Annotated in this window: 19 protein-coding genes; 8 read left to right on the forward strand and 11 right to left on the reverse strand. The window is 63.5% G+C overall.

Annotated features, from left to right (window positions below):
• Positions 1-60: 60 nt before the first annotated feature.
• The 6 genes from IB266_RS05505 to pedF form a co-directional block, all read right to left on the reverse strand.
• The gene (locus IB266_RS05505; protein WP_092475329.1) at positions 61-1,581 is read right to left on the reverse strand and encodes an aldehyde dehydrogenase family protein; all 1,521 of its coding nucleotides are present in this window, start codon (positions 1,579-1,581) and stop codon (positions 61-63) included.
• 268 nt (positions 1,582-1,849) lie between these two features.
• Positions 1,850-3,625, reverse strand: coding sequence for a PQQ-dependent methanol/ethanol family dehydrogenase (locus IB266_RS05510; RefSeq protein WP_192260474.1), 1,776 nt, complete (start codon positions 3,623-3,625; stop codon positions 1,850-1,852).
• A 169-nt stretch (positions 3,626-3,794) separates the two neighbouring features.
• Positions 3,795-4,730, reverse strand: a complete 936-nt coding sequence (locus IB266_RS05515; protein WP_192260475.1) for a quinoprotein relay system zinc metallohydrolase 1 — start codon at positions 4,728-4,730, stop codon at positions 3,795-3,797.
• A 16-nt stretch (positions 4,731-4,746) separates the two neighbouring features.
• Entirely contained in the window at positions 4,747-5,502 is a 756-nt protein-coding gene (locus IB266_RS05520; protein ID WP_192260476.1) for a quinoprotein dehydrogenase-associated SoxYZ-like carrier, read from the reverse strand.
• A 10-nt stretch (positions 5,503-5,512) separates the two neighbouring features.
• Positions 5,513-6,388 (reverse strand): substrate-binding periplasmic protein, encoded by an 876-nt coding sequence (locus tag IB266_RS05525; protein ID WP_192260477.1) that lies wholly within the window; start codon positions 6,386-6,388, stop codon positions 5,513-5,515.
• A gap of 5 nt (positions 6,389-6,393) precedes the next feature.
• Entirely contained in the window at positions 6,394-6,855 is a 462-nt protein-coding gene (gene pedF, locus IB266_RS05530) for a cytochrome c-550 PedF (protein WP_192260478.1), read from the reverse strand.
• A 253-nt stretch (positions 6,856-7,108) separates the two neighbouring features.
• On the opposite strand from pedF, the gene exaA reads away from it, so the two are divergent.
• Positions 7,109-8,974 (forward strand): quinoprotein ethanol dehydrogenase, encoded by a 1,866-nt coding sequence (gene exaA / locus IB266_RS05535; RefSeq protein ID WP_192260479.1) that lies wholly within the window; start codon positions 7,109-7,111, stop codon positions 8,972-8,974.
• A gap of 146 nt (positions 8,975-9,120) precedes the next feature.
• Complete coding sequence (locus IB266_RS05540) at positions 9,121-9,765, forward strand: pentapeptide repeat-containing protein (RefSeq protein ID WP_060742598.1); 645 nt, start codon at positions 9,121-9,123, stop codon at positions 9,763-9,765.
• Between the two features lie 169 nt (positions 9,766-9,934).
• On the opposite strand, the gene IB266_RS05545 is transcribed toward IB266_RS05540, so the two are convergent.
• Positions 9,935-10,573, reverse strand: a complete 639-nt coding sequence (locus tag IB266_RS05545; protein ID WP_192260480.1) for a response regulator transcription factor — start codon at positions 10,571-10,573, stop codon at positions 9,935-9,937.
• Positions 10,573-11,826, reverse strand: coding sequence for a histidine kinase (locus IB266_RS05550; RefSeq protein ID WP_192260481.1), 1,254 nt, complete (start codon positions 11,824-11,826; stop codon positions 10,573-10,575). Before IB266_RS05550 ends, IB266_RS05545 begins: the two co-directional genes overlap by 1 nt.
• A 377-nt stretch (positions 11,827-12,203) precedes the next feature.
• Between IB266_RS05550 and IB266_RS05555 the strand changes: the two genes are divergently transcribed.
• The 6 genes from IB266_RS05555 (at position 12,204) to IB266_RS05580 (ending at position 17,422) form a co-directional block, all read left to right on the forward strand.
• The gene (locus tag IB266_RS05555; protein ID WP_192260482.1) at positions 12,204-13,370 is read left to right on the forward strand and encodes an ABC transporter substrate-binding protein; all 1,167 of its coding nucleotides are present in this window, start codon (positions 12,204-12,206) and stop codon (positions 13,368-13,370) included.
• A gap of 27 nt (positions 13,371-13,397) precedes the next feature.
• Entirely contained in the window at positions 13,398-14,387 is a 990-nt protein-coding gene (locus IB266_RS05560; RefSeq protein WP_192260483.1) for a YVTN family beta-propeller repeat protein, read from the forward strand.
• The gene (locus IB266_RS05565) at positions 14,384-15,115 is read left to right on the forward strand and encodes an ABC transporter ATP-binding protein (protein ID WP_192260484.1); all 732 of its coding nucleotides are present in this window, start codon (positions 14,384-14,386) and stop codon (positions 15,113-15,115) included. The genes IB266_RS05560 and IB266_RS05565 overlap by 4 nt, the downstream gene beginning before the upstream one ends.
• The gene (locus IB266_RS05570) at positions 15,112-15,903 is read left to right on the forward strand and encodes an ABC transporter permease (protein WP_192260485.1); all 792 of its coding nucleotides are present in this window, start codon (positions 15,112-15,114) and stop codon (positions 15,901-15,903) included. The genes IB266_RS05565 and IB266_RS05570 overlap by 4 nt, the downstream gene beginning before the upstream one ends.
• A 259-nt stretch (positions 15,904-16,162) precedes the next feature.
• Positions 16,163-16,696, forward strand: coding sequence for a PQQ-dependent catabolism-associated CXXCW motif protein (locus IB266_RS05575; protein WP_192260486.1), 534 nt, complete (start codon positions 16,163-16,165; stop codon positions 16,694-16,696).
• Between the two features lie 60 nt (positions 16,697-16,756).
• Complete coding sequence (locus IB266_RS05580; RefSeq protein ID WP_060742607.1) at positions 16,757-17,422, forward strand: response regulator transcription factor; 666 nt, start codon at positions 16,757-16,759, stop codon at positions 17,420-17,422.
• 165 nt (positions 17,423-17,587) lie between these two features.
• Here IB266_RS05580 and nahK read toward each other — a convergent pair whose 3' ends face one another.
• From nahK to IB266_RS05595, 3 genes are all read right to left on the reverse strand, one after another.
• Positions 17,588-20,227, reverse strand: a complete 2,640-nt coding sequence (gene nahK, locus IB266_RS05585; protein WP_225613416.1) for a hybrid sensor histidine kinase/response regulator NahK/ErcS' — start codon at positions 20,225-20,227, stop codon at positions 17,588-17,590.
• Positions 20,157-21,320, reverse strand: a complete 1,164-nt coding sequence (nosP, locus tag IB266_RS05590) for a nitric oxide-sensing protein NosP (protein ID WP_060742609.1) — start codon at positions 21,318-21,320, stop codon at positions 20,157-20,159. The genes nahK and nosP overlap by 71 nt, the downstream gene beginning before the upstream one ends.
• A 179-nt stretch (positions 21,321-21,499) precedes the next feature.
• Positions 21,500-22,027, reverse strand: a complete 528-nt coding sequence (locus tag IB266_RS05595) for a nitrous oxide reductase accessory protein NosL (protein WP_192260488.1) — start codon at positions 22,025-22,027, stop codon at positions 21,500-21,502.
• Positions 22,028-22,037 lie beyond the last annotated feature (10 nt).

Consider the following 22,037-nt stretch of genomic DNA (forward strand, 5'->3'; position numbering starts at 1 on the left):
GCGGGCAAGCCTTGCTCCCACAGCAAGCTCGCTCCCACAGGGTGTAGCTGTGTTATCGGGTTAGAAGAACCCCAACGGATTGATGTCGTAGCTCACCAGCAGGTTCTTGGTCTGCTGGTAATGGTCGAGCATCATCTTGTGGGTTTCACGCCCCACGCCGGACTTCTTGTAGCCGCCGAACGCGGCATGGGCCGGGTACAGGTGGTAGCAGTTGGTCCACACGCGACCGGCCTTGATCGCCCGGCCCATGCGGTAGGCGCGGTTGATGTCGCGGGTCCACAGGCCGGCGCCGAGGCCGAACTCGGTGTCGTTGGCGATCGCCAGGGCTTCGGCTTCGTCCTTGAAGGTGGTCACACCCACCACCGGGCCGAAGATCTCTTCCTGGAACACACGCATTTTGTTGTGGCCCTTGAGCAGGGTCGGCTGGATGTAATAGCCGCTCGACAAGTCACCTTCCAGGTGCTCGGCCGCACCACCGGTCAGCAACTCGGCCCCCTCTTCCCGGGCGATTTCCAGGTAGGAAAGGATCTTGTCGTATTGCTGCTGCGAAGCCTGGGCACCGACCATGGTCTCGGTATCCAGTGGGTTGCCACGCTTGATCTTGGCGATTTTCTTCATCACCTCGGCCATGAACGGCGCATAGATCGACTCCTGCACGAGCGCCCGGGACGGGCAGGTGCAGACTTCGCCCTGGTTGAAGAACGCCAGTACCAGGCCTTCGGCGGCCTTTTCGATGAAGGCCGGCTCGGCCTGCATGATGTCTTCGAAGAAAATATTCGGCGACTTGCCGCCCAACTCCACGGTGGACGGGATGATGTTCTCGGCGGCGCATTTCATGATGTGCGAGCCCACCGGGGTGGAACCGGTGAAGGCGATCTTGGCGATGCGCTTGCTGGTGGCCAGGGCTTCGCCGGCTTCGCGGCCAAAACCATGGACAATATTCAGCACGCCAGGTGGCAGCAGGTCGGCGATCAGTTCGATGAACACAGTGATCGACAGCGGCGTCTGCTCCGCCGGCTTGAGCACGATGCAGTTACCGGCGGCCAGGGCCGGGGCGAGTTTCCAGGCGGCCATCAGCAGCGGGAAGTTCCACGGGATGATCTGCCCGACCACGCCCAGCGGCTCGTGGAAATGATAGGCCGTGGTCAGTTCGTTGATCTCGGCGGCCCCGCCCTCTTGGGCGCGAATGCAGCCAGCGAAATAACGGAAATGGTCGGCCGACAGCGGCACGTCGGCATTGAGGGTTTCGCGTACAGCCTTGCCGTTGTCCCAGGTTTCTGCAACGGCGAGGACTTCCAGGTACTGCTCGATGCGGTCGGCGATTTTCAACAGCACCAGGGAGCGGTCCTGCACCGAGGTCTTGCCCCAGGCGTCGGCGGCGGCATGGGCGGCATCCAGGGCCTTGTCGATATCGGCGGCGCTGGAGCGAGGGAATTCGGCAATGACTTCGCCGTTGACCGGGGACGTGTTGGTGAAGTACTCGCCGTTGACCGGCGCGACGAATTCGCCGCCGATGAAATTGCCATAGCGCGGCTTGAAGGAAACGACGGCGCCTGGGGTTCCGGGTTGTGCGTAGATCATGATGGGGCCTCTGCCTGGTCGATGCCTGTCACGGGACAAGCGATAGGCCGATGGTAGAGAGCCCCGCCGGCCGGACGAATGCGTCGTTGGCAGGGGGGACTCTCGTTATTTGGTCGTAGGTTTTGCTGCGATCCGAGGATGAGCCGGAGCTTTTTTGTGGGAGCGAGCTTGCTCGCGATGCGGTCGGCACCTCCAGCATGGAGGGTGGCTGATCGACCGCAATCGCGAGCAAGCTCGCTCCCACAGGTTCTACATTGCCAAGGTTGGCTCAGCGCTTGGCGACAAGCGCTTTCGGCAACTTGAAGGTCCAGAGCATGCCGCCCTGGTTGAAGTCCTTCACGCGCTTGGCCACCTCGCCACCCCACAGCGGCACCGCGCCGCCCCAACCGGACACCACGGAGACATATTGCTCGCCGTCCATTTCCCAGGTGATGGGCGAACCAAGCACGCCGGAGCCGGTCTGGAATTCCCAGACCTTTTCCCCGGTCTTGGCATTGAACGCCTGCAGGAACCCTTCAGGCGTGCCGGTGAACACCAGATTGCCCTTGGTGGTCAGGACCCCGCCCCACAGTGGCGCATAGTTCTTGTGCCGCCAGACTTCCTTGCCGGTCTTCGGATCGATGGCCCGCAGCACACCGATGTAATCCTCGTTCAGCGGCTTGATGGTGAAGCCGGCCCCGAGGAACGCCGCGCCTTTCTTGTAGGCGATGCCTTCGTTCCAGATGTCCATGCCCCATTCGTTGGACGGCACATAGAACAGGCCAGTGTCCTGGTTGTAGGCCATGGGCATCCAGTTTTTCGCACCGAGGAAGGCCGGCGCCACGAACACCGAACTGCCCTTGGCTTCGCTGCCCGGCGCACCCGGACGGCTGGCCTCGTTGTAGATCGGCCGGCCGTCCTTGTCCAGGCCGGTGGCCCAGGTGATCTTGTCGACAAACGGGAAGCCACGGATGAATTTGCCGTTAGTGCGGTCGAGCACGTAGAAGAAGCCGTTACGGTCGGCGGTGGCCGCGGCCTTGATGTCCTTGCCGCCTTCCTTGTAGTTGAACGAGATCAGTTCGTTGACGCCGTCATAGTCCCAGCCGTCGTGAGGCGTGCTCTGGAAGTGCCATTTGATGGTGCCGTCGTCCGGGTTCAGGGCCAGACGCGAGGAGGAATAGAGGTTGTCGCCAGGACGCAGGTGGGAGTTCCAGGGCGCCGGGTTACCGGTGCCGAACAGCAACAGGTTGGTTTCCGGGTCGTAGTAGCCACCCAGCCAAGGCGCCGCACCGCCGGTTTTCCACAGATCGCCCGGCCAGGTCTTGCCCGCCTCGCCGCCGGAAATGCCATTCTCGACCGCCTTGCCGTCCTTGTAGACGTAACCCATGTGGCCTTCCACGGTCGGGCGGGTCCACAGCAGTTCGCCGTTCTTCGGGTCGTAGGCGCTGATCTGGCCCACCACACCGAACTCGCCACCGGCCACGCCAGTGATCAGCTTGCCGTTGACGATCAGCGGAGCGGCACTGATGGAATAGCCTTCCTTGTGGTCGGCGACCTTCTTGCTCCACACCACTTTGCCGGTGTCCTTGTTCAATGCCACCAGCTTGGCGTCGAGGGTGCCGAAGAACACCAGGTCCCCATACAAGGCCACGCCGCGGTTGATCACATCGCAGCAAGGGCGGATGTCATCGGGCAGGCGCGCATCGTATTGCCACAGCTTCTTGCCGGTGCGCGCATCCACGGCAAACACCCGCGAATAGGAACCGGTGAGGTACATCACCCCGTCCTTGATCATCGGCTGAGCCTGCTGGCCGCGCTGCTTTTCACCGCCGAAGGAGAACGCCCAGACCGGACGCAGATCCTTGACGTTGCTGTCGTTGAGCGTGTCGAGCGGGCTGTAGCGCTGGCCCTGGACGCCCAGGCCATTGGTCACAATCTGCTCGGGGTTCTTCGGATCCTGGAGAATTTCCTGATCGGTCACGGCTGCAAGGGCCGAACCGGACAGCAGCATGGCACTGAACAGCAGGCTCACGGCGAAGGGTTGGCGACGTGCGGGATGACTCATGACGGCTACCTCTGCGGTTATTGTTATACCCGGGAAATTTTCCCGGTCTGCCACAGATTCTTGGCCTCGGGGCCGCTGCCAACAATTGCCCGCTGTGTTGAGTTTTCTAGTTCCTTGGTACATGTGGGTCTTGCACACACCCGTGGCGAGGGACCTCATACCACCAAGGCTATTGCGACTGGGCATCCACCCGCTTCATCCCCGCTCGCTCATAGCGCGAATAGAGATGGCTGACGCTACGAATCAACTCATACCGACTCAGGCTGATCCCGGCGAAGCGCTCGGGGATGGGGCTGCGGATCATCTCGGCCATGTCGTCGCCCCGGGCCGCGCCGTCGCGCATCAGTTGGTCGAGCCAGCCCAGGTAGTCGCGCATCTGCAAAAAAGGCCGGGCGTCGGTCGTGACTGGGCCATGGCCGGGCACGATCTGTTTCCAGGGCAAGGCCTGCAGGGTATCCAGGTCTTTGAGCCAGACCTCCAGCCCTGGGCTGTTGGGGGTGGTCAGGGCCCGTTCGTAGAACACCAGGTCGCCGGCGAACAATACGCCGGTGGTTTCGTCGAGGATTGCCAGGTCGGCCCCGGTATGCCCGGCCAGTTGCAGCAATCGCAACGCGTGATTGCCCACCTTGAGCACACCGGGCGCCAACACTTGGCTGGGCAGCACCACCTCGGTGCCGCGCATCCAGTCGCCCACCAGGCGGTACATGTTTTCCGCCATGGCATCGCCCTGCTGCCGCAGCAAGTCCGTGGTCCCGGCCAAGGCACCGATGGGCACGTCGCTGAACGCCTGGTTGCCCAATACGTGGTCGGGGTGATGATGGGTCAGCAAGACCTGGATGACCGGCTTATCGGTGGTCGCCGCAATGGCCTGGCGCAGCGCCTCGCCGTAACGCTTCGACGGCCCGGTGTCGATCACCACCACGCCGGCATCGGTGACGATGAAGCCGGTATTGACGATGTTGCCGCCGTTGGTCTTGGCAAAGTTCTCGGTGCTGCCTTCCAGCAGCCAGGTGCCTTCGGCGATCTGCCGGGGCTTGAGTGAATAATCGGTGGCGGACCATGCCGGCAGGCACAGGCCAAGACAGATCAGTAACAGCCAGCGCATCGCACGTTCCTTCTGGTCAGGGAATGGCCGCCTCGAACGCGTTGCCGCTGTTGTCGCGCAGCACCAGGCGGGTCTGTCCCGGGCCTTGGATATCGAAGCCCAGGTTGGGGTTTTCGCTGACCGCCGGGAACAGCTCCAGGCGCGCCAGCAGCTTGCCGTCGGCGTCCAACAGTTGCGCCTGGTTGATGAAGAACTCCGGGATGCCGCTCACCAGGCCGTTGTCCATGGGGTGGACAATTTGCAGGCGCAAGCGACTCGAATCCCCTCGCGGATAGCGACCACCCAGCACCTCGCCCAGATGCTCCTCCCACCCCGGCTGGGTGCGCACCACGCTGGGCGCGGTACAACCACCACCCGCCGCGTCGATCAGGGTCGAACCGACGTGCCAGAGCCCATCGCGGGTCTGCACGGCGGCCCGCAACGGCGTGGCTTGTTCGATGCGAATACGGATCGACAACCAGGGCAGCACCCGCTCCCCCGGTTGGAAGTCGACGATTTTCGGCAACGGATTCAGCTCGGCCCAGGCCAGCACCCGTACGACGTCGCCGGCGAAGGCCCGGGCATCGATTTCCAGCGGCACCTGGCGCGCGTCTTCGGCAAAGGGTGGCGCCAGCAGCCGTACCCGCTCGTCGAACACGAACGGCGCCTCCCCCAACAATTGCTTGTGATAAAAAGCCCACATCACCGACGGCACCGGATCCTTTCCTGGCTCGACCGCCATCGCCAGCCACGGCAGGCACCACAACAGCAGGCCATACGCTCGCCAGTTCATCCCTGCGCTCCTATTGGTACATCTCGGGCACTTCGTAACGCAGGCCGTAATGGGCGTAGACAGCCTTGACGCTGCCATCGCGGATCAAACCTTCCAGCGCCTCTTCCACCGCATAGGCCAACTGACGGTTGCTTTCATGCACCGCCATGCCGATTTCCCAGCGTTGCTTGCCCATGTTCGGATAGGCATTTTCCGCCAGTGCCAGTTGCGAATCGGCCGCTTCATGCACTTGCCAGTCGATTTCCCCGCGCATGGCCATGACGGCGTCGACCTCCCCGGCCTGCATGGCCCCGAAGGCTTTGGCGACGCTGGGGTAATGGCGGGTCTTGGCGCTGAGCATGCCGTTGAACACCGAGGTCAGGTAGAACGACGGCACGCTGTCGACTTCCACCCCGATAGGGTGTTGCTGAAACACCGCGACGCTGCCCACCGAATCCAGCCGGCGACGGTCATACGCCACCTGCCAGCACTCCTGCTGATAAGGCCCGAACATCACCACCTGGGCGTTTTCCAGCTCGCCGATGTCGTTGCGCTTTTGCACGTAGTCGTGATCGTACGGCACACGCATCATCAAGTCGGCCAGTTGCCGGTCATGCAGCGGGCTACTGCGCCAGATGTAATCACGCAGATCGTCATCGAGCTTCTCGCCGGGCGGCGCCCAGATCAGTCGCAGGCGCACACCCAGTGCCTTGGCCAAGGCCTGGGCCAGTTCGACGTCGACGCCCCTGGGCTGGCCCTGGTCTTCGAAGCTGTAGGGGGCGAAGTCCTTGTAGACCGCCACCTTCAGTTCCCCCGCGGCGATCATCTGATCGTAGCTGCGCACCTGGGCCTGAACCGCCTGGGCACCCAGCAACACGCAGCAGATTACCCAGGCGAACCAGCGCATGGCGATCACTCCTCGACGTGCACGCTGTCAAGATAAGTGCGCACCGCCCACAAGGCTTCCTGGCTCAGGTAATCCGCCATCTTCGGCATGTAGACCCGACCGTCGCGCACCGCGCCATGGCGCACGCGCTCGACGAACCATTCGTCTCCGGCTTCGGCGGCGTCCAACATGCGCAGGTCCGGGGCGATCCCGCCGGACTTGGCCTCCAAGCCATGGCAGGCCGCGCAGTTCTGGTTGTAGGCCGAGGCGCCGATTTCTATGGCTTTGTCACGTTCGGGGGAACTGCGATAGGGGTTCTGGGCGGCCCAACCATCGGCGTCCAACGGCAAGTTGCTGTCCTTGATCGGGGTCAGCCCCTTGGTTTCCACTGCCTGGGGCACTACGTTGCCATGGGCCCACGCGGAGCCTGCGCCGGTCAGCCCCATCAGTAATGCGGTAGCGATGATGGCGTTGCGTTTTGTTGTCATTGTTATGCCCTCTGGATTGCACGCAAGACCTCTGTGAAGAAGCCGTGCCGTCATCTTAGGAACGCTGGGGCGCCAGCCGAATGCTGCTTTGGTGGTCGGGGTCTAGTCCCTTGGTAGCAGGCCATCCGACGCAAGTCGCAAAGACAGGCGGTTCGGGAAGTCTTCCCGGCAAGGGCGGGATTTTTTCCGTATCGGCCAGGCACCGGCGCGACCCAACCTAGTCAGGCCAAAACCTTCACTGGGAACTGCCACCATGAGAATAAAAACGCTACCCGCCCTCTCCGCCCTGACTGTTGCCTTGCTGCTGGCCGGCAGTCTGTCGCTGAGCCCCTTGGCCAGCGCCGCAGCGCCAGGGGTCAGTTGGGAAGACATTGCCAACGACCACCTGACCACCCAGGACGTGCTGCAGTACGGCATGGGCACCAACGCCCAACGCTGGAGCCCGCTGGCCCAGGTCAACGACAAGAACGTCTTCAAGCTCACCCCGGCCTGGTCCTACTCGTTCGGTGACGAGAAGCAGCGCGGCCAGGAATCCCAGGCCATCGTCAGCGACGGCGTGGTCTACGTCACCGGTTCCTACTCGCGGGTATTCGCCCTCGACGCCAGGACCGGCAAGCGCCTGTGGACCTACAACCACCGACTGCCGGACAACATTCGCCCGTGCTGCGACGTGGTCAACCGCGGCGCGGCGATCTATGGCGACAAGATCTACTTCGGCACCCTGGACGCGCGCGTGGTCGCCCTGGATAAAAACACCGGCAAGGTGGTGTGGAACAAGAAGTTCGGCGACCACGCCGGCGGCTACACCATGACCGGCGCACCGGTGCTGATCAAGGACAAGACCAGCGGCAAGGTGCTGCTGATCCACGGCAGCTCCGGCGACGAGTTCGGCGTGGTCGGGCAGTTGTTCGCCCGCGACCCGGAAACCGGTGAAGAAGTCTGGATGCGCCCGTTCGTCGAAGGCCATATGGGCCGCCTCAACGGCAAGGACAGCACCCCGACCGGCGACGTCAAGGCGCCCTCCTGGCCCGACGACAAGACCACTGAAACCGGTAAGGTCGAAGCTTGGAGTCATGGCGGAGGCGCACCTTGGCAGAGCGCCAGTTTCGACGCCGAGACCAACACCATCATCGTCGGCGCAGGCAACCCCGGCCCTTGGAATACCTGGGCGCGCACGGCCAAGGACGGCAACCCACACGACTACGACAGCCTCTACACCTCGGGCCAGGTCGGTGTCGACCCCAGCACGGGCGAGGTGAAGTGGTTCTACCAACACACGCCCAACGACGCCTGGGACTTCTCCGGCAACAACGAGCTGGTGCTGTTCGACTACAAGGACAAGGACGGCAAGGTGGTCAAGGCCACCGCCCACGCCGACCGCAACGGCTTCTTCTACGTGGTGGACCGCAACAACGGAAAGCTGCAGAACGCCTTCCCCTTCGTCGATAACATCACCTGGGCCAGCCACATCGACCTGAAGACCGGCCGCCCGGTGGAGAATCCCGGCCAGCGCCCGGCCAAGCCATTGCCCGGCGAAACCAAGGGCAAGCCGGTGGAAGTCTCGCCTCCGTTCCTCGGCGGCAAGAACTGGAACCCCATGGCCTACAGCCAGGACACCGGCCTGTTCTACGTTCCCGGCAACCAGTGGAAAGAGGAGTACTGGACCGAGGAAGTGAACTACAAGAAAGGCTCGGCCTACCTCGGCATGGGCTTCCGTATCAAGCGAATGTATGACGATCACGTCGGCAGCCTGCGGGCGATGAACCCCACCACTGGCAAGGTGGTGTGGGAGCACAAGGAAGCGCTGCCGCTGTGGGCCGGCGTGCTGGCGACCAAGGGCAACCTGGTGTTCACCGGCACTGGCGACGGATTCTTCAAGGCCTTTGATGCGAAAACCGGTAAGGAGCTGTGGAAGTTCCAGACCGGCAGCGGCATCGTCTCCCCGCCCATCACCTGGGAACAGGATGGCGAGCAGTACATCGGCGTGACCGTCGGCTACGGCGGCGCCGTACCGTTGTGGGGCGGCGACATGGCCGAACTGACCAAGCCCGTGGCCCAGGGTGGGTCGTTCTGGGTGTTCAAGATTCCGAGTTGGGACAAGGCGACGGCGCAGAAATAGCCCGATCCCACCTGGGTCCTGACACACACCACAACCCCTGTGGGAGCGAGCTCGCTCGCGATGGCGGTGGTTCAGCCGGCATTCATGTTGACTGATATTGCGCTATCGCGAGCCAGCTCGCTCCCACAATTACCCGAGTTCATGTCATGAGATGCTTGTCATTGCTGCTTCTGTTCGTTGGTGCCTTTGCCAACGCCGACGACCTCGACACCCCGCTCACCCTCAACGGCTGCGTCATCGCCGAAGCCAGCCAATGCCCCGGCGCCAACCTGCGTGGCGCAAAACTGGCGAACCAGGACCTGCGCAAAATGAACCTCAGCGGTGCCGACCTGCGCGACGCCGACCTGCGGCACGCGCGGCTGGACCTGGCCAACCTTGAGAAAGCCCAGTTGCAGGGCGCCAACCTGACCCGCGCCAGCCTGCAACAAAGCAACCTGCGCCTGGCGGACTTCAGCGGCGCCACGCTCAAGGCGATCCAGGGCTGGGGGCTGTTCGCCCAGGGCGCGCAGTTCCAACGTGCCGACCTGACCGCCGCCTACCTTCAGTTCGCCCGCTTGTCCGGCGCGCGGCTGCAGGGTGCCAACCTGCAGGCCGCTGACCTGGAAATGGCCTGGCTGAGCAAGGCCGACCTCAAGGGCGCCGACCTGCGCGATGCCAACCTGCAGGAAGCCAAGCTCGGCGAAAGCAACCTGGAACAGGCCAACCTGAGCGGTTCTCGCCAGCACTATGGAAATTTCCAGGATGCGAATATGGAAGGCTGCACCGGCTGCCCGACTTCCTGGGATGAGTAAGGATTTCCACAACCCCCTGTGGCGAGGGAGCTTGCTCCCGCTGGGCTCTGTAGGCGCTGGCGAAGCCTGCGATCTTTCGCTTGGACTCAAGTGGCTAGGGAAAGATCTCGACAGCTCCTACCGCACGCCCCAGCGGGAGCAAGCTCCCTCGCCACAATGAACCTGGGATTCACCCCGCCACCCGCACCACCCCCATATCAATCCCCAAGTGCACCAGCTCGGCATGGGAGCTGACCTGCAACTTGCTCTTGAGCAACGTCAGGTGGTTGGACACGGTCTTGGCACTGATGCACAGCTGTTCGGCAATGGTGCGCGTCGGTGTGCCCTTGGCGAGCATGACGAATATCTCCAACTCCCGCTGGGTCATGCATTGCAGGCGTGGGTCGACATCCTGCCGGGAGCTGGCGCAGGCCAGTTGCGTGGCCAGGGACTGTTCGATGTAGGCATGGCCGGCCAGCACTCGGCGTACCGCTTCCACCAACACCTGGGGCGCCGAATTCTTGGTCAGATAGCCCGCGGCGCCGGCGTCCAATGCCTGGCGCACCAGTGGCAATTCGTCGTGCATGCTGAAGAACAACACCCGCAATTGCGGCAGGCGCTGACGCAGCCGGCGGGTGGTTTCCAGACCACTGATACCGGGCAGGCCAAAGTCCATGATCACCAGGTGCGGCACCTGCTCCTGCACCTGGCTCAGCGCCTCTTCACCAGTGGCCGCTTCGCGGACCTGCAGGTCCGGCATCAGCACCCGCAACAGGCTGGCGTAGCCCTGCCGAACCACCGCATGGTCATCCACCAACAAAATGTTCATCACGCCTCCAGGGCAATATTCAAGGCCAGCGCCCAACCGGCGCCAGGCTGGCTGATGATGCGCAACTCCCCACCCAGGCTGCGCGCCCGTTCGGACATCGAGTGCAAGCCCACACCGGCGCGCGGTGGTTGCGTCGCACCGCGGCCGTTGTCGCGCACCAGCAAGCGCAGGCGCCCGGCGCGATGTTGCAGGCGAATCCTTACCTGCGTGGCACCGGCATGCCGGGCAACGTTGGTGAGTGCTTCCTGCAACAAGCGATACAGGTGGGTTTTGTCCGATCCGGACATGGGTGGCAAGGCTTCGTCGATCCGCAGCTGACAGGCGATGCCCTGGCTGGCCTGCCATTGTCCGGCCAATAGCCCGATGGCCTCGCATAACGGCAGGTGCTGCAACACCACCGGGTACAAGTCATGCACCAGCGCCCGGAAACCCTGTTGCAAATGCTCGCAATGGTCTTCGAGCTGGCTGACGGTCTGCTCCAGCGCCGACGGCTGATCCATCACCAGGCGCAACAGGCAGGCGCGGGCACGAATGCCGGCCACGTATTGGCCCAGATCGTCGTGCAGGGTCTGGGCCAGCCGGGTGCGCTCCTGCTCCTGCACGGCCAGCAAGGCCTGGGTGAGCCGGGCGTTATCGGCTTGGGCCTCTGCCAGAGCGGCGGTCATGCGATTGAAATGCCCCGCCAGTTGCTGCGCTTCCGGCACACCTTCAGTGCCCAGGCGCACCTGCAGGTTCCCGGCAGACACCTGACGCAGTGCCTGCAGCAATTCATCGAGCAAACGCATGCCCCGGCGTACCGCCCAGCGAATCACCAACAGGCTGAGCGACAGCGCCAAGGCGCAGACGTACAACAGTTGCACCAACGAATCGAGAATCTCGTCGATCTCGTCCCGCGGATCGACGGCGATCCAGGCCCGCCGACCGTCAGGCAACTCCACCACCTGGGCCGCAGGGCCATCGTCCAGTAGCTGGCGGCCGAGCCAGGCTTTCATCCCGTCTTCATCCGCGGGGAACCGTTCCCCAGGGGCCAGCCAACGGACCCGCACATGACGCAGGCTGCCGGTCAACCGCGGCTGGAGACTGGCCGGGTCGCGCTCGGCGGTTTCCCGCAGGTAATGCACCACCGACTCGGCCGATTGCAATTCTCGCTTCACATCGGCCATGGCCTGGTGCAACAGCAGGACGGCACAGGCCAGGGTGACCAGGGCGAAGAAGGCTGACACCCAGAGGTTGATGCGCCAGAGGGCCGACATGGCTAGTGCTCCACCCCTGAATCGATACCCCCACCCTGTGGGAGCGAGCTTGCTCGCGATGACGGCGGCACAGCCAGTACCGAGGCCGACTGAACCACCGCTATCGCGAGCAAGCTCGCTCCCACAGGAGGGGTTGGAGAGTTCCAGGCTTTGGGACGATCCACCCCGATCAAGCTCAGGATCAGCAGCAACGTCAGCAGCAGGGTCTTGAGAATCCGCATGGTCTGTCCCTTCCTGGGCAATGACGATGCCTTGCATCCTAAAACCCCGGCTTCCAAGGCGAGTTACTACCTTGGTACTGCCCCGGCGGTACTTTCTGCATATTTCCCCAGGGCCATAGCCTTCCTATGCTGGCGCTACCCGCAATGGAGAACGTCATGCGCCGGCTCGTCAGTTACGCCCTGGTTTTTCTGCTGGCAGCGACGACCGCTCACGCGGGCGATGCCACGCCGCTGCAAGTGCGCATCGGCTACTTGGGTTATCGCCCCGACCCGGGCCCGCTGCTGTCCAACGTCATTGCCGAACCGGCCGATGCCGGGTTGCGCGGCGCTGAGCTGGCCATCGTCGACAGCAACAGCACCGGGCGTTTTCTCCAGCACGACTATCGCCTGGAAAGTGCCAGCGTCGACAGTCCCGAAGCCCTGCTCCAGGCCGCCCACGCTCAACACGACCAGGGCCTGCGGCTGTTCGTGGTCAATGCACCGGCCGCCAGCCTGCGCGATCTCAGCGCCGCCCTGCCCGACAGCCTGCTGTTCAACGCCGGCAGCCCCGACGACAGCCTGCGCACCACCGATTGCCTGGGCAACGTGCTGCACAGCCTGCCCGACCGCGCCACGCTCGCCGATGCCCTGGTGCAGTTCAGCGTGGTGCGCAAATGGCAGCGGGCCCTGCTGATCGTCGGCCAGACGCCCGAGGACCAGGCCTATGCCGCCGCATTGCGCCGGGCCATGAAACGCTTCGGCATGAAGATCGTCGCCGAAAAGACCTGGCAGTTCGACAACGACCAGCGCCGCAGCGCCCAGGCCGACATGCCGCTGTTCACCCAGACCGCCGAGTACGACGTGGTGCTGGTGGCCGACGAGCGCGGCGACTTCGGCGAATACCTGCCCTACCAGACCTGGTACCCACGCCCGGTGGCCGGCACCCAAGGGCTGACGCCCACCGGCTGGCACAAGACCGTGGAAACCTACGGCGCGGCGCAGTTGCAAAAACGCTTCGAAGCCCTGGCCGGACGCTGGATGAACGACCGCGACTTCGCGGCCTGGATCGCCGTGCGCAGCATCGCCAGCGCGGTGAGCAAACTGCGTCAGACCGACCCGTTCGCCATCCGCCAACTGGCCCTCAGCGACCAGTTGCCCCTGGACGGTTTCAAGGGACGCAAGCTCAGCTACCGGCCGTGGAATGGCCAACTACGCCAACCGATTCCCCTGGTCCAGCCCCGGGCGCTGGTCAGCACCTCGCCCCAGGACGGTTTTCTGCACCCCTCCAATGAAATGGACAGCCTGGGCTATGACCGGCCCGAAGTGAGCTGCCGTTACCCTTGATCGATAACAACAATAAGGAAAATCGCCATGCGCCGCCCGCTGTTCAAACCGGCCCTGCTCTGCCAAGTCCTTGCCCTGGGTGCTGTTCTGCTGGCTGCCGGTCCCGCCGCTGCCAGCATCGCCTGGGTCTCCAACGAAAAAGACAACAGCCTGAGCCTGATCGACATGCAGAGCCTGGAAGTCATCGAGACCTTGCCCGTGGGCCAGCGCCCCCGGGGGCTGCTGCTGTCCCATGACAATCGCCTGCTCTACATCTGCGCCAGCGACTCGGACCGGGTCCAGGTGATGGACGTCGCCACCCGCAAGATCATCAAGGAGCTACCCTCCGGCAAGGACCCGGAGCAGTTCGCCCTGCACCCCAACGACCGCTGGCTGTACGTCTCCAACGAAGACGATGCCCTGGTCACAGTGATCGACACCCAGACCTCCGAAGTGCTGGGCCAGATCGGTGTGGGTGTCGAGCCCGAAGGCATGGCCGTCAGCCCCGACGGCAAGTGGGCGGTCAACACCAGTGAAACCACGAACATGCTGCACTGGATCGACACCAGCACCCAGACCCTGGCCGACAACACCCTGGTGGACCAACGGCCACGTTTCGTCGAGTTCAATCGCGACGGATCGCAGCTCTGGGCCTCGGCGGAGATCGGCGGCACGTTGACCGTGCTCGACGTCGCCACGCGCCAGGTGCTCAAGACCCTGACGTTCCAGATCAAGGGCGTGCACCCAGACAAGGTGCAGCCGGTGGGCATCAAGCTCAGCGCCGACGGCAAGCTGGCGTTCGTCGCCCTGGGCCCGGCCAACCATGTGGCGGTGATCGACGCCAAGACCTTCGAAGTGCTGGATTACCTGCTGGTGGGCCGGCGCGTCTGGCAACTGGCGTTCACCCCGGACCAGAAGCAACTGCTGGCGACTAACGGCGTCAGCGGCGATGTCTCGGTGATCGATGTAGCGAGCCGCAAAGTCCTGAAGTCGGTGAAGGTCGGGCGCTACCCTTGGGGCGTGGTGGTCACGCCATGAACGCCCTGGAAGTCAGCGACCTGAGCTTTGCCTATGGCGCGCGCGAAGCCCTCAAGCAGATGAATTTCAGCCTGTCCGCCGGCCGTTTCGCCGCGCTGCTGGGGCCCAACGGCGCCGGCAAGTCGACGCTGATCGCCCTGCTCACGCGCCTGTACGACCTGCAACGGGGCGATATCCGCGTCGGCGGCCACTCCTTGCACAAGTCGCCACGACCGGCCTTGCGCCAGTTGGGCGTGGTGTTCCAACAAAGCACCCTGGACCTGGACCTGAGCATCGAACAGAACCTGCGCTATCACCTGGCACTGCATGGTTTTTCGCGGCGCCAAGGCAGCGCCCGCATCGATGCCGAACTGACCCGCCAGCACCTGACCGAGCGCCGCCACGAGCGGGTGCGCGACCTCAATGGCGGCCATCGACGCCGGGTGGAAATCGCCCGCGCCCTGCTCCATGAGCCGCGCCTGTTATTGCTGGACGAACCCAGCGTCGGTCTCGATCCGGCCAGCCGCCTTGCCCTCGGCCTGCACGTTCGGCAACTGTGCAGCGAACAGGGCATCAGCGTGCTCTGGACCACTCACCTGCTGGACGAAGTGCAACCCAGCGACGACCTGTTGATCGTGCACCAGGGCCGCCTGGTCGCCAGCGGCCAGGCCGACGCGGTGAGCCTGGAACACGGTGGCACCCTCGGCTCGGCCTTCAGCCATTTGACCGCCTCGGGAGTCCGGCCATGAACGCCTACTGGCACTGTTTCAGCGGCATCGTGGTGCGCGAATGGCTGCGCTTCGTGCTGCAACGCACCCGGCTGCTCAGCGCCCTGGTCCGGCCACTGCTGTGGCTGCTGGTGTTCGCCGCCGGCTTTCGTGCGGCACTGGGCATCGCCATCATCGCGCCCTATGACACCTACATTCCCTACGAGGTGTACATCGTACCGGGGCTGGCCTGCATGATCCTGTTGTTCAACGGCATGCAGGGCTCGCTGTCGATGGTCTACGACCGGGAAATGGGCAGCATGCGCGTCCTGCTCACCAGCCCCCTGCCCCGGGCTTTCCTGCTGGCGAGCAAGTTGCTGGCGACCTCGCTGATCTCGCTGTTACAGGTCTATGCCTTTCTCGCCATCGCCTGGCTGTACGGCATCCAGCCACCGACCATGGGCCTGCTGCTGGCCTTGCCAGCCTTGCTACTGGTGGCCCTGATGCTCAGCGCCCTGGGCTTGTTGCTGTCCAACGCCATCCGGCAACTGGAGAACTTTGCCGGGGTGATGAATTTCGTGATCTTCCCGATGTTCTTCCTGTCCTCGGCGCTGTACCCACTGTGGAAAATGCAGGAAGCCAGCCCCTGGCTGTACTGGCTCTGCGCAGTGAGCCCGTTCACCCATGGCGTGGAATTGGTGCGGTTTGCCTTGTATGAGCAGTTCAACCTCCTGGCGATGGCGGTGTGCCTGGGCTTGACCCTGGTGTTCACGTTCTTGGCGGTGTGGACCTTCAATCCGCAGCATGCGGCGTTGCGCAAGGCCAATTGATCTTGCCGATAACGATCCTCTTGGAAGAAAGCTTTTGTGGGAGCTGAGCTTGCTCGCGATGACGGTGGATCAGCTTGCCACGATGCTGACTGTGCCGCAGCCATCGCGAGCAAGTTCGGCTCCCACAGGGTTAACTGTTGTCCTCACCCTTGCAGGCATCCAAAATTACTACTTTAGTACCGGTTTTCCTGTCTATGGTCGCATTCACAAGACCTCGACCCTGGCATGTAATGGGCGCATAACAAAAAGGATAAACCCTATGCCCCGTTTGCTGGCGATCCTCTTGCTGGGCCTGGCGCTGAATGTCGCGCAGGCCGAGACCACGCTGTTTTCAGCGCAGGGCTACCGCATCGCACAATACCGCAGCCCGACGCCCGCCACCGTCGACGGCGCCCAGACCCTCGACACCCAGGCCCTGCAACGCCTGCTCGGCCAAGCCTCGCCCCCGCTGCTGATCGACGTTTATCGTCGTCCGTGGGTCCAAGGGCGTTTCATCGACAACGAGCCCCACGCCAACCTCCCCGGCAGCTTGTGGCTGGCCAATACCGGTGATGGCGATCTCGACCCGACCTGGCAGGACTACTTCAATCATCACCTGCGCACGGCCACCGGTGGGCGGCTGGATCTACCGCTGGTCTTTTATTGCCGCGCCGATTGCTGGTTGAGTTGGAACGCGGTAAAACGCGCCGCTGCCATGGGCTATAAGCAAGTGTACTGGTATCGCGATGGCCTCGATGCCTGGGAGGCGGCCAACCTGCCCCTGCAGGCAGCCCGCCCCGAACCCTTTCCCTGATTTTGCAAAGAAATGCGCGCAACTGCCCTGCCCCACACGACAATAACGAGGTGAATGGCCATGTATAAAATCCTGATAGCCGACGATCACCCACTGTTTCGCGAAGCCATCCACAACGTCATCAGCGACGGTTTTCCTGGCAGCGAGGTCATGGAAACCGCCGACCTGGACAGTGCCCTGGCATTGACCGCCGAGCACGACGACCTGGACCTGATCCTACTGGACCTGAACATGCCCGGCATGCACGGGCTCAATGGCCTGATCAACCTGCGCAACGAGGCACCGACCATTCCCGTGGTCATCGTCTCCGCCGAGCAGGACAAGCAAGTGGTGTTGCAGGCCATTACCTATGGCGCGGTGGGCTTCATCACCAAATCCTCGCCACGCTCGCAGATGACCGATGCCATCGAGCAGATCCTCAACGGCAACGTGTACCTGCCGCCGGACATCATCCGCACGCAAAAGAGCCCGGTGGGCCGGCGCCTGAACGAAAACCCGGCCTTCCCGCCGGAACTGCTCCAGGCCTTGACCCGCAAGCAACTGCTGGTGCTCGAACGCATGACCAAGGGCGAGTCGAACAAGCAGATCGCCTACACCCTGGATATCGCCGAAACTACGGTCAAGGCCCACGTCTCGGCGATCCTGCGCAAGCTCAATGTGCACAACCGGGTGCAGGCGATCCTCAGTGCCGGGGATATTGATTTCGGGGCTTATCTGCGGCGTTGATCATCAGGGCATGACAATCCTGTGGCGAGGGAGCTTGCTCCCGCTGGGCTGCACAGCAGCCCCGATCAGGCTGACTCAATGAGTCTGACACACTGAGGTGCCGGGCTTTTGGGGCTGCTTCGCAACCCAGCGGGAGCAAGCTCCCTCGCCACAACAGTGTTTGGCTCAAGATCGGGGGGGATTCAGCAGATGACTCATCGCAATCTTGAGCTTCATCGGCCGCACCGGCTTGTGCATCAGGGTGTGCCCACGCTCTCGGATCTGCTGCTTGAGTTCGTTGCTGTAGTTGGCGGTGATCATCATCGCCGGGATCGGTGAGGCCCGGCGGGCGTTGATCCGGGCCACGGCATCGACACCGTTCTGATCGTGGTCCAGGTGATAGTCGGCGATCAGCAGGTCCGCCTCGGCGTGGTAGTTGTCCACCTGGCGGGCCAGGTCCTGTTCCGACAGCGCGGTCACCACCCGACACCCCCAGCCTTCCAGCAAGGTGCGCATGCCGGCGCAGATCGCCGCATCGTTATCCAGCACCCAGACCCGTGCCCCGCGCAGTCGTTCTAGCATTGGCTCGCTCATGTCCAGGCACGGCGCCGGTTTGGGCGCGGTGGCGCTCAGCGGCACGTCGATGGCGAACATCGAGCCCTTGCCCGGCCAGGAGCGCACCTGGATCCGGTGTCCGAGGATCCCGGCGATTTTCTCGACAATCGCCAGGCCCAGGCCCAACCCACGGTCCTGGTTCGGGCGCTGCACATCGCCGCGCTTGAACTCCTGGAATATTTCCTCCAGGCGGTTCTCGGCGATGCCGATGCCGCTGTCCCAGACCTGGATCGACACGCGCTGGCGATGTCGGCGGCAGCCCAGTACCACCCGCCCGCTGGGGGTGTAGCGAATGGCATTGCTCAGCAGATTACGCAGGATCCGCGCGAGCAGTTGCATGTCGCTGCGCACCAGCACCGAACAGCCGACAAAGTGCAGTTCCAACCCTTCGCTGCGGGCGATCTGGGCGTATTCGGCGGCCAGGTTGTCCAGCAACTCACTGAGGCCGAACGGCGCGACATCGGCCTTGATCACCCCAGCGTCCAGCTTGGAGATGTCCACCAAGGTGCCCAACAGGTTCTCCACGTCCTCCAGCGAATTGCTGACGTTGCGCACCAGTTGCGCGTTGGCGACCGGCTCGCGGCGCTCAAGCAAGGCGCTGGTGAACAACCGGGCAGCGTTGAGCGGTTGCAGCAGGTCATGGCTGACCGCCGCGAGGAATTTGGTCTTGGACAGGTTGGCCTGCTCGGCCTCGCGCTTGGCCTCCCGCAGGCGCAATTCCACCCGGCTGCGCTCGTCGATCTCGCGCAGCAACTGGTCATTGAGCGTGGTCAGTTCGGCGGTGCGTTCCTGGACCCGCTGTTCCAGGTTCTGGTAAGCCTGGTGCAAGGCTTCGGCGGTGCGACGGCGTTCAGTGATGTCGCGGATCAGCACGAAAATCCCGACCACTTCGCCATTGGCCAAGCGGTTCGGCACGTAGGAGCGCAGCATGTAGCGCTCCTGGTTGTTGATGTTGGTCTCGGCGAATTCGAACGTCACGCTCTCACCCGCCAGCGCCCGGGCCACATAGGCTTCCAGGCGCTGGTAATGCTGCTCGCTATGGGCTTCGCGCAGGCTCTGGCCGAGCATCACGCCACGGGGCCAGCAATACCATTGCTCGTAGACCTTGTTGGTGAACTCGTAGACCAGGTCGGCGTTGAGGTAGGCGATCAGCGCCGGCACATGGTCGGTGATCAGCCGGATCCAGCGCTCGCTTTCGCTCAGTGCCTCGGCATGCTGGTAGCGCTCGGTGATGTCGGTGAAGGTGTTGACGTAGCCACCAGTGGGCAACGGATGCGTGCGAATCTCCAGCACCCGGCCATCGGACAGGCGCTGCTCGCATTCGTGGATCAGCCGGCCGTTGCTGTCGCGGCTGGCCGGGGTCAGCAGTTGCAACTCACTGTCGGCAATCACTTCGTTGAACGACCGATGGGCCGCCACCGGCGCCAGGCCACTGAGTTCGAGGAAGCGCCGGTTCCACAGCTCCAGCACGCCTTGGGCATTGACCATCGCCACGCCCTGGGACAGGTTGTCCACCGCCCGCTGCAACAGATGGGATTTCTGCGCGATGGCCTGCTCGCGGCGCACGGTTTCGCTGAGCTTGACGTCGGTGATATCGGTAAACAGGATCACCCGCCCGCCTTCCTGGGTCGGCCGCTCGCTGACTTGCAACCAACGCCCGTTCTGCAAGCGATACAACACGTGCTCGTCGGCTTGGCCCCGGGGTTCTTCGCTGAACAAGCCGTTGGCGGTCATCAAGCGCTTGACCTCGGACAGACGCATGCCGGCGATGATCCGTACCCGGCTGTTCGCCCAGAAGGCCTTGAAGCGGCTGTTGAAGAGGACGATGCGTTGCTGCTCGTCGAACAGCACAAACGCGTCGGAGATGCTTTCGATGGCGTCGATCAAGTGCCGATGGGCGGTTTCCGCCCGCAGCCGCGCCTCGCCCAGCAAGTGATTGCCGGCCTTGAGTTCGGCCATGGCCTGATTCAGGGCATCGGTGCGCTCACGCACCTGCTCGGCCAGCACCACCGAGTGTTGGAATGCCGCATAGGGGTCGTTGCCCCGGGTGACGCCGGACTCCACCCGCTCGATCAGCGCCTCGTTGATGCGCCGCAACTTGCGGTTCTCGTGCTGCAGGCTGGCGAGCTGAGCCTGTAGGTCAGCGATGGCCGGGGACGCGATGTCGGGCAATGGCAACTCCGGTGAACGTCTGGTTGATGTGCATGCCATTGAACTGTTCTCCATAGGTGTTGAACCCCATCACCCGTTGTTCCCGCAGGAACTGGCCAATCTGCTCCAGGCCGCCACGATCTTCCAACTCCAGCCGCCGGAGGAAGCAATCGCAGCCGATGGTCAGCAGCAAGTCGCCGAGGCGCGCCTGCAAACCGTCGAACAGCGTTTGCAGGTTGTGCAGCAAGGGGCCGGGAGTCATCGCGGTGAGGACAATGCCGTTCTCCACCGCACAGTAGAAACTCAGGCTCAAGTCGGGGTGCACCTGCTGGATCGCCCGTACGTAGTACTGGTCATTGATGCGCACCGCCAGGGGATGAGCGGCGAAGACCCGGTAGTCGAGCGCACTCACCGGCACGCCGATGTGCCGGGCATATTCCTCGGCAGCGGGTTCGGCGTTGAGCTCATAGACCCGTCGCGAGGCGCTGTCCGCACCGGTCACCACCAGCTTCTCTTGTCGAGGCAGGATGTGATGGGTGGTGAAGACTTCGAACTCCAGCCAGGTGTTGATCAGCACCACCACGGCCGCGCCACTGTGGAATTGGCCTTCGAAGTAGACGTGGGTGTGGGTCAGGTAGTTGTCATCGCCGGCCGAACCGCCGAAATGCGGGATGTCCCCCAGGGCGGCGCTCAAGGCCGCCAGCACCATTTCCTCGCGGCTGGACAGGCCATCGAGCAGGGTCAAGGCGAAACTATGGCCCTTGATCGGCGCCAAGGCGTTGCTGCGACAACCGCTGGCCAGGCGCTCGACCATTTGCTGGGCGTCGATCAGACTGAAGTGTTCCATTTCCCCGATCAGCTCGGCGGCAATGGAAAAGTGCCGATGATCAAAACCCACCGCCGTCACACAGTTGCGGCCGTAGCCCTGGGGGGTGATTTCCCCGGCGCTGGTGCAGCCCACCAGGCGAATCCCGCCGAAGCTCTGGGACAGCGCCTGGCCCAGGGCCGGCAAGTCGTATTCGGCGGAACAGAAAAACAGCACGAACCCCAGGTGCGGGTGCAACAACTGCCGCGCCAGCGCCTGGGCCACCTGCTGGACGTCGCTCGCCTGGGACATGGCACTCACCACACCTTCGCTCTGGGCCTGCTGCATCGTCGCCTCCGGCGGGTGCGTGATAGGAGCCCTGAGTGTACGAAGCCGCGCCGGCTCGACGAATGCTACTTGGGTAGTGGGTGGACGCTTCCATGGGATGAGGTTGATGCGCAATGTGGCGAGGGAGCAAGCTCCCTCGCCACAAAGGCGGTTCGGCATACAAGCAACATTGCCCGATATCAGTGACTCATCGGCGCCATCGCGCTCGCCTGCCCCAGCAGTTTCTGGTCGATGTCTTCCAGGCGCAGCACCCGACCGCCGCTATCGCTGGCGAGTTTGTGTGCCGCCTGGGGATCGGAGAACGAGGCCAGTACCACGCCCATGGCGCCTTTGAGCCCGCTGCCGATGACGAAGTAGGCGGTGCGGGCGTCGATCAGGTGAGCGTCATCCGGCGTATCCCAATGGCTGCGGCCCATGTCATGGACATACAGCTTGACGTCGGCCCGATGGTTTTCCGGCTGCAGCCACCAGCCCAGCATCTCCGCCGGCGAGCAGAACTTCTTCACACCCCCTACCCCGACTGCCGCGCCCTTGGGCCCGGGAAAGTCAGTGATGACCATGCCGCACACATGGCACTCGTCACTGGGATGGAACGCCAGCGCCGCCTCGCTGGCCGCAGGTGGCTCGGCCTTGTCGCAAGCTGCCAGCGCCAGACACACCAATATCCCGGCCAAGAGACGGCCTGCCTTGAAGGACACCTTGTTCATCGTTGCATGC

Origin of the sequence: Pseudomonas sp. Pdm06 (assembly GCF_014851795.1) — a bacterium.
Taxonomy (GTDB): domain Bacteria; phylum Pseudomonadota; class Gammaproteobacteria; order Pseudomonadales; family Pseudomonadaceae; genus Aquipseudomonas; species Aquipseudomonas fluorescens_AA.